This is a genomic window from Rhizobium sp. 862_C5_N1_2 (genome assembly GCF_051811205.1).
Taxonomy (GTDB): Bacteria; Pseudomonadota; Alphaproteobacteria; order Rhizobiales; family Rhizobiaceae; genus Rhizobium; species Rhizobium leguminosarum.
Genome location: NZ_JBPWPT010000001.1, coordinates 1 through 13,414 on the forward strand (window position 1 = coordinate 1; position 13,414 = coordinate 13,414).

The window sequence follows — 13,414 nt, forward strand, 5'->3', positions numbered from 1 at the left end:
ATGAAGCAGAACGTATTGTTTGAGCGCGTCAGTGCGCGCTTGAAGGCTCAGGTCGGTCAGGATGTCTACGCCAGCTGGTTCGCCCGGCTGAAGCTGCATTCGGTATCGAAGAGCGTCGTTCGCCTTTCGGTCCCCACGACCTTCCTGAAGTCGTGGATCAACAATCGTTATCTCGATCTCATCACCGGTCTGTTCCAGGCCGAAGATCCGGAAATTCTGAAAATCGAAGTCCTGGTGCGTACGGCGACGCGCCATGGCATGAAGCCACTCGACGAAGCGGCGGTACCGGAACCAGCCGCCCCCACGCAGATGCGCCGCCCGACAAGCGCCCAGCCGGCCGGTCAGGCCGTCCAGCAGGCGGTGTCGGCTGTTGCCGCCGCAAGGCCTGCAAGCTTTGGCTCGCCGCTCTTCGGTTCGCCGCTCGATAGCCGCTTTACCTTCGACACCTTCGTCGAAGGCAGCTCGAACCGGGTCGCGCTTGCGGCTGCAAAGACGATCGCGGAAGCCGGTCAGGGCGCCGTGCGCTTCAACCCGCTCTTCATCCATTCGACCGTCGGCCTCGGCAAGACCCACCTGCTGCAGGCGGTCGCCAATGCCGCGGTGCAGAACCCGCGGGCGCTGCGTGTCGTCTATCTGACGGCCGAATATTTCATGTGGCGCTTCGCCACCGCGATCCGCGACAATGATGCGCTGACGCTGAAGGATTCGCTGCGCAACATCGATCTCCTGATTATCGACGACATGCAGTTCCTGCAGGGCAAGATGATCCAGCATGAATTCTGCCATCTCCTGAACATGCTGCTCGACAGCGCCAAGCAGGTCGTCGTTGCCGCCGACCGCGCGCCTTGGGAGCTGGAGTCGCTCGATCCCCGCGTTCGCTCGCGCCTGCAGGGCGGTGTCGCGATCGAACTCGACGCGCCGGATTACGAGATGCGTCTTGAAATCCTCAAGCGTCGCCTTGCTGTAGCCCGGCTCGAAGATCCGTCGCTCGAAATTCCCGCCGAGCTGCTCCAGCACGTTGCTCGCAACGTCACGGCCAGTGGCCGCGAACTTGAAGGCGCCTTCAACCAGCTGGTCTTCCGCCGCTCCTTCGAGCCGAACCTGTCGATCGAACGTGTGGACGAACTGCTCGCCCATCTGGTCGGCTCCGGCGAGCCTCGTCGTGTGCGCATCGAGGATATCCAGCGCATCGTCGCAAGACATTACAACGTCTCGCGTCAGGAACTGGTCTCGAACCGCCGCACTCGCGTCATCGTCAAGCCGCGCCAGATCGCCATGTATCTGTCGAAGACACTGACGCCGCGCTCCTTCCCGGAGATTGGCCGCCGTTTCGGCGGGCGCGATCACACGACCGTGCTGCATGCCGTACGCAAGATCGAGGAGCTGATTTCGGGAGACACCAAACTTTCGCACGAAGTCGAGCTTCTGAAGCGCTTGATCAACGAATAATCGACGGGTTTTCTTAAGGATTGAACGGCTGGAAGCGATTCCGGCCGTTTTCCTTTATAAGTTTTTTATTCTATACCTCCCGCGCATTACGTGCATGTCAAAGACTGAAGCGCCAAAACGGCGCGTGGGAGGAATGTATGAGTTTTGAAAAGATCGCCGTTCTCGGCCTGGGCAAGGTCGGACGGCTGGCGGCGACGCTTTTGCATGAAGGCGGCTTCGAGGTCATCGGCGTCGACGCGCAATTGCCGCTGAGCGACGTCCCTTTCAAGTGCCGCACCGGCGATATCTCCGATCCCCAAGTGATCGGCGAACTGCTCTCGAATGTCGAGGCTGTGCTCTCCTGCCTGCCCTATCATTTGAACATCGAGCTGGCGCGCGCCGCCCATCTTGCCGGCATCCATTATTTCGATCTGACCGAAGACGTTCCCACAACCAATTTCATCATCGAGCTGTCGAAGACCGCCCGCGGCCTGATGGCGCCGCAATGCGGCCTGGCGCCGGGTTTCGTCGGCATCGTCGGCGCAAGCCTGGCCGACGGCTTCGATCGCTGCCGTTCGATCCGCATGCGCGTCGGCGCCCTGCCGCAGCATCCGACCGGACTGCTCGGCTACGCCTTCAACTGGTCGCCCGAAGGCGTCGTCAACGAATATCTGAACGACTGCGAGGTCATCGAGGGCGGTGTGCGCAAGCTCGTCTCGCCTATGGAATGGCACGAGACCGTCTATGTCGGCGGCGTCAAGCTCGAAGCCTTCACGACGTCGGGTGGCCTTGGCACCATGTGCGATACGATGCTCGGCAAGATCGACAATCTCGATTACAAGACCATGCGTTATCCCGGCCATATGGAGCTGATGAACTTCTTCTTCCATGAGCTATTGATGCGCGACAAGCGCAAGCTCGCCGGCGAGATCCTGACCAATGCCAAGCCGCCTGTTGAAGACGATGTCGTCTATGTCCATGTCGCCGCCGAAGGCACCGAGAATGGCAGCCTGCGCCGCAAGGAGTTCGTGCGCGCCTATTACCCGATCGAGATTGCCGGCGCGCGCCGCACGGCGATCGCCTGGACGACGTCAGCCTCCGTCGTCGCCGTCATCGAGATGGTCCGCGACGGCCTGCTGCCGGCAACCGGCTTCCTGCACCAGGAGCATATTCCGCTGGAGATGTTCCTGAAAACGCCAACTGGCAGCCTCTTCAAGGCGGGTGCGACTACAGCGCCGCGCGTCCCTTCAGACGCGCAAAGGACGCTGTAGCACTTTGAATTGCTGCATAATTTTATCCTTAAATCGATTTCGAATTAAGGAATTATGCAGTAGCCACCGCTGAGACACACTTTTCGGCGCGGCGACAACATCGATGCCGCCGCGCTGCAATTCCGCTCGTCGTATTGACGTCAGCAGGCGAGATCGGCGACGACGGAATCGAGGATCAGCATGCCGGACGGCGTGCAGCGCAGGCGTGAATTGCCGATCCGCTCGATGAATTTGTGTTCGAGCAGGAATTCCTCGCGTTTCGGGTCGAGGTCGCGGCCCGAAAGCTGCTGCCAGCGGGCAAGATCGACGCCTTCCCTAAGCCGCAGCCCCATCAGCAGCAGCTCGTCGGACTGTTCCTCAAAGCCGAGCCGCTCCTCGTCGAGAATGCCGTGCCCGTCACGCTCGACCATGTCGAGCCAGGTTTCCGGCTTGCGCTCGGTCGCCGTCGCGAGCTTCTCCGGGCCACGCGTCAACCGGCCATGGGCGCCTGGACCGATGCCGGCATAATCGCCGTAGCGCCAGTAGGTCAGGTTATGCCGGCTTTCAGCCCCCGGCCGGGCATGATTGGAAACCTCATAGGCCGGCATGCCCTCGCGCGCGGTGATCTCCTGCGTCGCCTCGTAGAGGAGCGCCGATTGCTCGCCGTCCGGTACGATCAGCTTGCCGGCCTTGTGCAGGCCGTAGAAGGGCGTGCCTTCCTCGATGGTCAGCTGATAGAGCGAAAGATGGTCGACCGCGTAGGAGATCGCCTCCTTCAGTTCCTTTTCCCATTCCTCGACCGTCTGGCCGGGCCGGGCATAGATCAGGTCGAAGGACATGCGCGGAAAAATGTCGCGGGCCAGCCGTATCGCCTTCAGCGCGTCGGCGACATCATGCAGCCGGCCGAGGAATTTCAGATCCCGGTCATTCAGTGCCTGCACGCCCAGCGAGACGCGATTGACGCCGGCCGCCCGATAGCCGCGGAAGCGTTCGGCCTCGACGCTCGAAGGGTTGGCCTCCATGGTGATCTCGATACCGGCAGGCACATGCCAGTGCCGTGCAATGCCGTCGAGAATGGCCGAAACCGTTTCCGGCTTCATCAGCGAGGGGGTGCCGCCGCCGAGGAAGATGCTCGTCACCGTCTTCGGCCCGCTCATGGATCGGACCGTCGCCATCTCCGTCAGGAAGGCTGATGTAAAGCGCTCCTGATCCACCGGCTGGTGGCGCACATGGCTGTTGAAGTCGCAATAGGGACACTTCGCCGCGCAGAAGGGCCAATGCACATAGACGCCGAAGCCCGGCTCGCCGGTATCGGGCAGCAGGGCCGCGTCGCGCGAGATGCTTGGCGTGTCGAGATTGACCACGGACCGACCTTATGCCTCCAGGCAGGTTTCGACAAAGAGTTTGAAGGCGCGGGCCCGGTGCGACAGCGCTTGCGGCTTGCCGACATTCCAGCCGTGTTTTTCCTCGCCGCTCATTTCGCCGAAGGTGATGCCGTAGCCCTCAGGCTGGAACACCGGATCGTAGCCGAAGCCCTGGGTGCCGCGCGGCGGCCAGACGACGCTGCCTTCCACCTCGCCGCGGAACAGCTCCGTGTGCCCATCCGGCCAGGCGAGGCAGAGCACGCTGATGAAACGCGCCGTGCGCTGTTCGGACTTTGTCGCGCCCGCATCCTGCAGCGCCTTTTCCACCTTGGCCATCGCCATGTCGAAATCGCGCGTGCCGTCGGCCTTCTCCGCCCAATTGGCGGTGTAGACACCAGGATCGCCGCCGAGTGCGTCGACCACCAGCCCGGAATCGTCCGAAAGCGCCGGCATGCCGGCGGCATTGGCCGAGGCGACCGCCTTGATCGTCGCGTTCTCCTCGAAGCTCGTGCCGGTCTCATCCGGTTCGACGAAGTTCAGCTCGGCGGCCGATTTGGCGGTGAAGCCGAGCGGCCCGATCAATTCCTGGATCTCGCGGATCTTGCCGGCATTGTGGCTGGCGACGACGATGGTCTTCGTTTCAAGCTTGCGCATTCAGATATCCTGTTCGATGCCCCAGATTTTAGCCTCCGCGCATTCCAGGCTGTTGCCGGCCGGATCGCGGAAATAGATCGAGCGGCCGCCGTTCGGCCAGCGCACCTCGGATTCGATCGCGACACCCGCCGCCGTCAGCCGTTCGGCCATGGCATCGATATTGCGGCCGGACACCCGGAAACAGGCATGGCCCTCGCCGGTCGTGCCATGCGGCGGCACCTGCAGTGCTTCAGGCGCCGGCGGCTTCACCGTTTGCTCGGGGTTGAAGATCAAGAGAACGCCTGGCCCGCAGCGGAAGAAGACATGCCGGTTGGCGGCGCGGGCGATCTTTTCAAGTCCGAGAACGTCTTCGTAGAACGTCTCGGCCTGGTCGAGATCCCGCGCATAGAGCGCCGTTTCCAACATGCCTTCCAGCATGGGGTTCATCCTTCGACGGCTTGCTTCTGTAACGCCACGAGTTCGCCGATGCCATTTCTGGCAAGCTGCATCAGCGAGGTGAATTCTCCTTCGCTGAACGGCGTGCCTTCGGCCGTGCCCTGGATCTCGACGATCCCGCCGGTTCCCGTCATGACGAAGTTCGCATCGGTCTCGGCCGAGGAGTCCTCGAGGTAATCGAGATCGATCACCGGCTGGCTGGCGAAGATGCCGCAGGAGATGGCGGCGACATGATCCTTCAGGACCCGGTCGACCTTGATCATGTTACGGCTTTCCATCCATTTCAGGCAGTCGTAAAGCGCGATCCAGCCGCCGGTGATCGAAGCGGTCCGCGTGCCGCCATCGGCTTGGATGACGTCGCAATCGAGCGTGATCTGCCGTTCGCCGAGCGCCTGCAGGTCGACGACGGCACGCAACGACCGGCCGATCAGCCGTTGGATTTCCTGGGTGCGGCCGCCCTGCTTGCCAGCGGCGGCCTCGCGCTTCATGCGTTCGCCGGTCGCCCGCGGCAGCATGCCGTATTCGGCCGTGACCCAGCCCTTGCCGGTATTGCGCAGCCATGGCGGCGTCTTTTCTTCGAGGCTCGCCGTGCAGAGCACATGCGTATCGCCGAACTTCACCAGGCAGGAGCCTTCCGCGTGCTTGGAAAAATTGCGCTCGAACGAGACCTTGCGCATCTGGTCGATTTTTCTGCCTGAAGGCCGCATTCTTATCTCCTGGAGTTTATTTGACCGCTTCTACGATTGGCGGCGCTCATTTGCAAATTCCCTTTTGCCACGGGTGCGAGTTTGACTTACTTTTCGGGAAGTATCATCAGCGCGGGTTCGAAAGCTTCATGGGCATCAGGTCGACGTCGGTTTCGGATGCCGTAGCTGCGCTGGACGAGCGCTCCAGGGAAATTTTTCGTCGCATCGTCGAAGGTTATCTGGAAAGCGGCGAGCCGCTCGGTTCGCGCAACCTGTCCCGGCTGCTGCCGATGTCGCTGTCGCCGGCCTCGGTGCGCAACGTCATGAGCGATCTCGAAGAGCTCGGCCTGATCTATTCGCCGCATGTCAGCGCCGGCCGGCTGCCGACCCAGATCGGCCTGCGCTTCTTCGTCGATGCCTTCATGCAGGTCGGCGACCTCTCCGCCGAGGAGCGCGCCAACATCGACCGGCAGGTGCGGGCCGAAAGCGGCGGCAACCCCGTGGAATCGATGATGAACGAGGCAAGCCGCATGCTATCCGGCATTTCGCGCGGCGCCGGCCTTGTCATCACCTCGAAAAGCGATCCGGTGCTGAAACATGTCGAGTTCATCCGGCTCGAGCCGACAAAGGCGCTCGCCGTGCTCGTCGGCGACCACGATCAGGTGGAAAACCGCATCATCGAGCTGCCGGCGGGCGTCACCTCCTCGCAGCTGACGGAGGCGGCGAATTTTCTCAATGCCCACATGTCCGGCCAGACCCTGCCGGAGCTTCGCAAACAACTAAGCCGGCTGAAGGACGACGTCCGTCATGAGCTCGATGCCCTGTCGCGCGATCTCGTCGAGCGCGGCATCGCTGTCTGGTCTGGTAGCCCGGACGAGGGAAAGCCCGCTCAGCTGATCATCCGCGGCCGCGCCAACCTGCTCGAGGGCCTGGCCGGCGCCGAGGATCTCGACCGGCTGCGCCTGCTGTTCGACGATCTCGAGAAGAAGGACAGCCTGATCGAGATTCTCAATCTCGCCGAAAGCGGTTCGGGGGTGCGCATCTTCATCGGTTCGGAAAACAAGCTCTTCTCGCTGTCCGGCTCGTCGCTGATCGTCGCGCCCTATCGTGATGATGATGATCGCATCGTCGGCGCCGTCGGCGTCATTGGCCCGACGCGGCTCAATTATTCCCGCATCGTGCCAATGGTGGACTATACAGCCCAACTCGTCTCCCGCCTTTCGCGCAATCAGCTTTGACGAAGCAGCTATCAAGTGTGCGGAATTTTCGCTTCTTTGTCACGCAGACTTGATTTTTTTCGGTCAAACCTCGATATCGGGCGCATCTGAAGACACCAACCGGAGACCGTCATGACCGATGACACGACGAAAAACGGACCTGACGCAACTGCGGCCGATGCCGCAGCCGACGCTGCCGCCTACGTCGAGAACGAAACTGCGCAGCAAGAGCCCGCCCAGCCGGACCCGATCGAGCTTCTGAAAGCCGAAAACGGCGAACTACGCGACCGCTATCTGCGCCTTGCTGCCGAGATGGACAATCTGCGCCGCCGCACCGAGCGCGAGGTGAAGGATGCCAAGTCCTATTCCGTCGCGGGTTTCGCGCGCGACATGCTCGCCGTCTCCGACAATCTGCGCCGCGCGCTTGATGCCATCTCTCCGGAGACCAAGGCTGCGGCCGATGCCGGCCTGAGCACGCTGATCGAGGGTGTCGAGATGACCGAGCGCGCCATGCTGTCGGCTCTCGAGCGCCATGGCGTTCGCAAGCTGGAGCCGGTTGGCCAGAAGTTCGATCCGAATTTCCATCAGGCGATGTTCGAGGTGCCGAACCCGGACGTGCCGAACAACACGGTCGTCCAGGTCGTGCAGGCAGGCTTCACCATCGGCGAGCGCGTGCTGCGCCCGGCCATGGTCGGCGTCGCCAAGGGCGGCCCGAAGCCGGCCGAAGCCGAAACCAACTCTGTCTTCGACGAGAAGGACGCCTGATATCCCTTCCTTCTGCCTCGTGCAGAAGGAAAACCAAAGGATCAGATGCGGGCGATGCGTTCGATCAGCAGATCGAAGAAGCCGTCCGCATCGACATGGCGCATGACCCTGGCATTGCGCTTGCGCTCGGTCACATGCCACCAGTCGACGACCGTCATGCCGATGGTGAGTTCGGACTGGACCTCGATCTCGACATTGCAGTCCCGGCCCTGGAAAAGCTCCGGCTTCAGCAGGTAGGCGACAACGGTCGGGTCGTGTAGCGGCCCGCCGTCGGAACCGTATTTCTCGATGTCGAAGCGCTCAAAGAATTCCAGCATCTCGACCATGGCCTTTGCCGGCGCCGTGCCGATCTCGGCCATGCGTTTCACCCGGTCCTTGCGGGTCAGCAATTGATGCGTCACGTCAAGCGGCATCATCACGATCGGAACGCCTGAGCGGAAGACGATGTCGGCGGCCTCGGGGTCGACATAGATGTTGAATTCGGCCGCCGGCGTGATGTTGCCGCCCTCGAAGAAGCCGCCGCCCATCATCACCAACTCGCGGATGCGGGGGACGATGTCGGGCGCCTTCTGGAAGGCCATGCCGATATTGGTGAGCGGCCCGAGCGTGCACAGCGTTACCGTGCCCTCCGGCTCGCGGCGCAGCGTCTCGATGATGAAGTCGACGGCATGGCCGGGCTGCAACGCCATCGTCGGCTCGCTGAGTTCCGGACCGTCGAGGCCGGTCTTGCCGTGCACATGTTCGGCCGTTACCAGCTTGCGGGCGATCGGCGCATCGGCGCCGGCAAAAACCATCGTCTCCGTCCGGCCGCAGAGCTCGCAGACGATGCGCGCATTGCGGCTGGTAAACGAAAGCGGCACGTTGCCGGCGACCGTGGTGATCCCCAAAACCTCCAGCTCATCGGGACTGCCGAAGGCAAGCATGATGGCGGCCGCGTCGTCCTGGCCGGGATCCGTGTCGATGATGATCTTTCTTGCGCTTGCCATTCCGATCGTTCCATCCTCGCACTGCGTGTTATCGGCATGCACCGATTTCTTCACTTCCCGTCACAAATCAGCACATTCCGCGCGGGCACGTTTTGATGCGAGGCAGCGGAGGCTTTGTCAAGGAAAGAGCCGGGCCGCCACCACCTCAAAATTGAGAGGGCGCGCCGACACGTCGCGCCCACGCCTTGCAGCGCCGGGCTCTTCTCCCCATATTAGCGGCATCCGGATGCTGCGTTTGAGGTCCGGGATGGTCGCTTGCGTCAAGGACTTGAAAAGAGATGAGCCGCATTACCCCTTTCGCCAGCCCCCTGCTTCTGGGCTTCGATGCCATGGAAAAGACGCTGGAGCGCATTTCCAAGGCGAGCGACGGATATCCGCCCTATAATATCGAACGCATCGGCGCCGACAGCGGCGCGCCGGAACGTTTGCGCATCACCCTTGCCGTGGCCGGCTTCAGCGAGGAGGAACTCGATGTCTCCATTGAGGAGAACCAGCTTCTGATCCGCGGCCGCCAGGTCGAACAGGGCGAGCGGGATTATCTCTATCGCGGCATCGCCGCCCGCCAGTTCCAGCGCACCTTCGTTCTTGCCGACGGCATGCAGGTGCTCGGCGCCGGCCTGAAGAACGGCCTGCTCTCCGTCGATCTAATTCGTCCGGAACCTGCGAGAATGGTCAAGAAAATTAACATTTCGGTCTCACAGTAGCACAACGGTTTGTCGAACCGTTGGTCCCTTCTCCCGGAGGAACAGGAATGTTGATGAAAGAAGCCACGTCTCACTTGACCAAATCCGAGCTTGCCCACATCGGCAACGGCGAGGTCGCCTATATCAGAAAAATGCGGACCGATGAGGTCGCCAAGTGCTTTCCCGAGGCGCCGGATATCGATCCGACCGTCGATCTCTGGGCACTCTTCGGCGCCGACGGCACGCCGATCCTTTTGACGGACAACCGCTCCAGCACCTTCTTTAAAGCTGCCGAGGACGAGTTGAAGACGGTCAGCCTGCACTGACCGTCAGTTAGCGTCTGTCGCGTTTCACCGCTCGTCCGGTGCGTGGCCGCTTATTCGATTTTGCTGCGGTTGGGGCTGCTGTTGCGACCTATGCGCGTAGCCTCCTTTCGACGCCTTATGTGCGGAGACGTTGAAATTCCAGGATTCGGTAGCACCTGCCACCAGGCCTATCGAGGGCAACTATGAGCCAGAGGCGGCCGACGAGTCGCGCTGGTTGCGGTCGTCGGCGCGCGGAACGTTACTCCAACAAAAGCTCCGGCAAACAGCGTCGGTCAATCAACGGCCGGCGAAACGCCGTCTCGCGGCGTCGGTTACGGGGGTATAGAGGGCGACGCGTGTCCCCTCGGGATCGGAAATCTGCACTGTCCGATTGCCCCAAGGCAAATCCTTGGGGGCGTGCACGACCGTGACCTGGTCCTTGAGCCGTGCGAATTCCGCATCGACGTCCGATACCATGAACTCGAGAATGGCCGTCCTGTTGGCCCCGGGCTCCGCACTGCCTTCGCTGAACAAGGCCGCGGTTTCCGCGCTGCCTATTGCGAGGCTCGCGCCGGGGGTGACGATCTCGGCGAAGAGGGGCGCAAGCCAGTCGGCGCGACAGCCCGTCACAAGCTCATAAAAGGCCACCATGCCGGTCATATCCGAGGCAATGAGGCGGGTGGATGCGAACTTCATGATCTTCTCCTTGGGTGCGCGACCGTCTCTTTCCTTGCTTTTGTGACATAGCCGTGCTGACAGCGTTGTGGCAGCAGGAGTCATCAGGCATGCGAAAAGCAGATCGACTTTTTCAGATCATCCAGATTCTTCGACGGTCGAGCCGCCCGGTGACCTCGTCTGAGCTTGCGGATGAACTTGAGGTCGCGCGGCGAACCGTCTACCGCGATATCGCACACCTGATTGCCCAGCGTGTTCCAATCGAGGGTGAAGCGGGGTTCGGCTACGTCCTCGATCCGCGATATGACATGCCGCCGCTCATGCTGACGCCTGACGAGATCGAGGCCGTCGTGCTCGGCGTTCAAATGGTGGCAAGGTTGAATGACGCGGCCTTGCGGAATGCCGCCAGCGATGTGATGGCCAAGATCACATCGGTCATGCCGCAGGACCTTCTTCCCTATATTGCCCAACCCGCCGTCGGCATCAAACCGGATGATGTCGGCAGCGATGTGACACGCGATACGCGTCCGCTCAGGTTGGCGATCAGGGAAGGCCGCAAGCTTGAGCTCGACTATCGCGCGGCGGATGAGACGATCACCAGCCGCATCGTCTGGCCTGTGCTTCTCGGCTATGCCGACACGCACAGCCTCTTGATCGCGTGGTGCCAATCGAAACAAGCCTTCCGTCATTTCCGCACCGAACGGATCCTCAAAGTCGAGATTCTCGGTGAATCCATAGGCATGTCCCGGAGCAAGCTGAGGCAGCGATGGCAGCAGTGGCGCGATGCCGAAATGCGGAAATCCCGTGGGGCGGTTAGCGGTCATTGATGGCACTTGCCACACAATACCGGAAATCCGTCAGGCTTGCGCCTCATGCAATCTTTCGCGCCGAGGAACATCCCGGCGCGTTCTCCGACTTGTCGGCAGCCTTCAGATCTTCCTGAATGTCAGATAGGCCGAAGACCGGCCCTCGCGCCTGGCCTTGGCCTCATAACGTGTGCTCGGCCAGCCCTCATAGGGCGTCAGCCAATCCGCTGCATTGTTGGCTATCCAGTCGAAACCGCCATGGTCGCGGCATTTGATCAGCGTCCAGTTGACATAGGTGTCGATGTCGGAGGCGAAGCAGAACAGGCCGCCAGGCTTCAGCACGCGATGAAAGCGGTCGAGATTGGTTTTCGAGACGAAACGTCGTTTCCAGTGTTTCCGCTTCGGCCAGGGATCGGGATAGAGCAAGTCGATCTGATCGAGTGAGCCGTCCGGCAGCCAATCGAGCAGTTGCGTCGCGTCGTCATTATAGACGCGGATATTGGAGGCACCCGTCTCGCCGATGCGCGACAACAGCTTCTGCATGGAATTGACGAAGGGTTCGACACCGATGAAGCCGGTCGAAGGCGTCTCCAGCGCGCGGTGGATCAGGTGCTCGCCGCCGCCGAAACCGATTTCCAGCCGCAATCTCTCGACCGGAACCGGGAAGAGGGATGGCAGCGGCTCCGGGGGAGCCGCTGCGAGATCGATCAGGAATGCCGGCAGGAGACTGTTCAGCGTCTCGGCCTGCTGTTCGCGCAGAGCCTTGCCCTTGCGACGACCGAAGAAGGCTTCGGTCGCCCGGCCGCGGCGTTCCATATCCGTCATGCTTTATCTCAGGCCTTCACGCTTTCCTTGAGCGCCTTCACGAGGTCGGTGCGCTCCCAGGAGAACGAGCCGTCGCGGCCGGCCTTGCGGCCGAAATGGCCGTAAGCGGAGGTCTTGGCATAGATCGGCTTGTTGAGGTCGAGATGGCGGCGGATGCCGGTCGGCGAAAGGTCCATGTTCTTGCGGATCGCTGCCTCGATCTGATCCTCGGTGAACTTGCCGGTGCCGTGCAGGTCGACATAGATCGACAGCGGCTGGGCGACGCCGATCGCGTAGGAGATCTGGATCGTGCAACGGTCGGCAAGGCCGGCGGCGACGACGTTCTTGGCAAGATAGCGGGCGGCATAGGCGGCCGAACGGTCGACCTTCGTCGTGTCCTTGCCGGAGAATGCACCGCCGCCATGCGGAGCGGCACCGCCGTAGGTGTCGACGATGATCTTGCGGCCGGTGAGGCCCGCATCGCCGTCCGGTCCGCCGATGACGAACTTGCCGGTCGGGTTGATGTACCACTTGCAATCGTCAGCGATCTTCAGTTCGCCGAGCGCTTCGCGGATATAGGGCTCGACGACGGCGCGGACCTTGTTCGAATCCCAGCTCTCGTCGAGATGCTGGGTCGAAAGCACGATCGAGGTTGCTTCCGACGGCTTGCCGTCGACGTAACGCACGGTCACCTGGCTCTTGGCATCGGGGCCGAGCTTGGCAACTTCGCCGTCGCCCTTCTTGCGGGCAACCGCGAGCAGCTGCAGGATCTTGTGGGAATAATAGATCGGAGCCGGCATCAGATCCGGCGTTTCGCGGCAGGCATAACCGAACATGATGCCCTGGTCGCCGGCGCCTTCGTCGCCCTGCTGGTCAGAAGCGCTGTCGACGCCCTGCGCGATGTCGGCCGACTGCGAGTGAAGCAGCACGTCGATCTTGGCCTTCTTCCAGTGGAAGCCATCCTGCTCGTAGCCGATATCCTTGATGGCGCGGCGAGCGGCGGCCTTGAACTTCGACGGGTTGATGACGTCCTTGCCGTCCTTGTCCTTCTTCATCAGGCTCGGCGGCAGACGAACTTCGCCGGCGATGACGACGCGGTTGGTCGTCGCCAGCGTTTCGCAGGCAATGCGCACGCCCCATGGATTGACGCCGGTCTTGGCCGCTTCGCGGTAGACCAAATCGACGATCTCGTCGGAGATGCGGTCACAGACTTTGTCCGGATGACCTTCGGCAACAGATTCGCTGGTAAAGAGATAATTCGCGCGCATTTCGGGATTCCCCTCAAAGAATAAAAGCCAGCTAGTAGGTACTCAGTTCGAGGGCCGATGACAAGCGCAGAAGGACATAAATATATCT

General features: G+C 61.7%; 15 protein-coding genes. 7 read left to right on the top strand and 8 right to left on the bottom strand.

The features are described 5' to 3' along the window. The coding region (gene dnaA, locus ACD590_RS00005; RefSeq protein ID WP_439001899.1) for a chromosomal replication initiator protein DnaA at window positions 1-1,449 on the top strand (1,449 nt) is incomplete at its 5' end. Between the two features lie 137 nt (window positions 1,450-1,586). After that, a complete protein-coding gene (locus tag ACD590_RS00010; protein ID WP_018244483.1) occupies window positions 1,587-2,699 on the top strand; it encodes a saccharopine dehydrogenase family protein in 1,113 nt (370 codons plus the stop codon). Window positions 2,700-2,839: 140 nt separating this feature from the next. Here ACD590_RS00010 and hemW read toward each other — a convergent pair whose 3' ends face one another. From hemW to rph, 4 genes are read right to left on the bottom strand one after another with little or no spacing between them, the layout of a single operon-like run. Further along, on the bottom strand, window positions 2,840-4,042 hold the full coding sequence (hemW, locus tag ACD590_RS00015) for a radical SAM family heme chaperone HemW (protein ID WP_439001900.1): 1,203 nt from the start codon (window positions 4,040-4,042) through the stop codon (window positions 2,840-2,842). Between the two features lie 9 nt (window positions 4,043-4,051). Continuing rightward, window positions 4,052-4,696 carry an RdgB/HAM1 family non-canonical purine NTP pyrophosphatase gene (gene rdgB, locus ACD590_RS00020; RefSeq protein WP_018447798.1) on the bottom strand — a complete coding sequence of 215 codons (645 nt, stop codon included), beginning with the start codon at window positions 4,694-4,696 and terminating at the stop codon, window positions 4,052-4,054. Beyond that, window positions 4,697-5,122, bottom strand: coding sequence for a VOC family protein (locus ACD590_RS00025; RefSeq protein WP_047617300.1), 426 nt, complete (start codon window positions 5,120-5,122; stop codon window positions 4,697-4,699). It lies immediately after the preceding gene. Continuing rightward, complete coding sequence (rph, locus tag ACD590_RS00030) at window positions 5,119-5,838, bottom strand: ribonuclease PH (protein WP_011650181.1); 720 nt, start codon at window positions 5,836-5,838, stop codon at window positions 5,119-5,121. Before rph ends, ACD590_RS00025 begins: the two co-directional genes overlap by 4 nt. Before the next feature lie 128 nt (window positions 5,839-5,966). Between rph and hrcA the strand changes: the two genes are divergently transcribed. Beyond that, window positions 5,967-7,055, top strand: a complete 1,089-nt coding sequence (hrcA, locus tag ACD590_RS00035) for a heat-inducible transcriptional repressor HrcA (RefSeq protein ID WP_018244487.1) — start codon at window positions 5,967-5,969, stop codon at window positions 7,053-7,055. Between the two features lie 111 nt (window positions 7,056-7,166). Further along, window positions 7,167-7,799: a nucleotide exchange factor GrpE gene (gene grpE, locus ACD590_RS00040; RefSeq protein WP_018244488.1), complete on the top strand. Its 633-nt coding sequence runs from the start codon at window positions 7,167-7,169 to the stop codon at window positions 7,797-7,799. Between the two features lie 41 nt (window positions 7,800-7,840). On the opposite strand, the gene ACD590_RS00045 is transcribed toward grpE, so the two are convergent. Further along, on the bottom strand, window positions 7,841-8,785 hold the full coding sequence (locus ACD590_RS00045) for a nucleoside hydrolase (RefSeq protein ID WP_439001901.1): 945 nt from the start codon (window positions 8,783-8,785) through the stop codon (window positions 7,841-7,843). Window positions 8,786-9,063: 278 nt separating this feature from the next. Here ACD590_RS00045 and ACD590_RS00050 point away from each other — a divergent pair, with 278 nt between their 5' ends. Both ACD590_RS00050 and ACD590_RS00055 read left to right on the top strand, forming a co-directional pair. Then, entirely contained in the window at window positions 9,064-9,489 is a 426-nt protein-coding gene (locus ACD590_RS00050; RefSeq protein WP_003583826.1) for an Hsp20 family protein, read from the top strand. Window positions 9,490-9,536: 47 nt separating this feature from the next. Then, the gene (locus ACD590_RS00055; protein ID WP_003556039.1) at window positions 9,537-9,794 is read left to right on the top strand and encodes a DUF1150 family protein; all 258 of its coding nucleotides are present in this window, start codon (window positions 9,537-9,539) and stop codon (window positions 9,792-9,794) included. 276 nt (window positions 9,795-10,070) lie between these two features. Here ACD590_RS00055 and ACD590_RS00060 read toward each other — a convergent pair whose 3' ends face one another. Further along, window positions 10,071-10,469, bottom strand: coding sequence for a VOC family protein (locus ACD590_RS00060; protein ID WP_028731685.1), 399 nt, complete (start codon window positions 10,467-10,469; stop codon window positions 10,071-10,073). A gap of 89 nt (window positions 10,470-10,558) precedes the next feature. On the opposite strand from ACD590_RS00060, the gene ACD590_RS00065 reads away from it, so the two are divergent. After that, a complete protein-coding gene (locus ACD590_RS00065) occupies window positions 10,559-11,275 on the top strand; it encodes a helix-turn-helix transcriptional regulator (RefSeq protein ID WP_439001902.1) in 717 nt (238 codons plus the stop codon). Between the two features lie 102 nt (window positions 11,276-11,377). On the opposite strand, the gene trmB is transcribed toward ACD590_RS00065, so the two are convergent. Beyond that, complete coding sequence (gene trmB, locus ACD590_RS00070) at window positions 11,378-12,079, bottom strand: tRNA (guanine(46)-N(7))-methyltransferase TrmB (RefSeq protein WP_439001903.1); 702 nt, start codon at window positions 12,077-12,079, stop codon at window positions 11,378-11,380. Window positions 12,080-12,087: 8 nt separating this feature from the next. Further along, window positions 12,088-13,326, bottom strand: a complete 1,239-nt coding sequence (metK, locus tag ACD590_RS00075) for a methionine adenosyltransferase (protein WP_018244493.1) — start codon at window positions 13,324-13,326, stop codon at window positions 12,088-12,090. Between the last annotated feature and the right edge of the window lie 88 nt (window positions 13,327-13,414).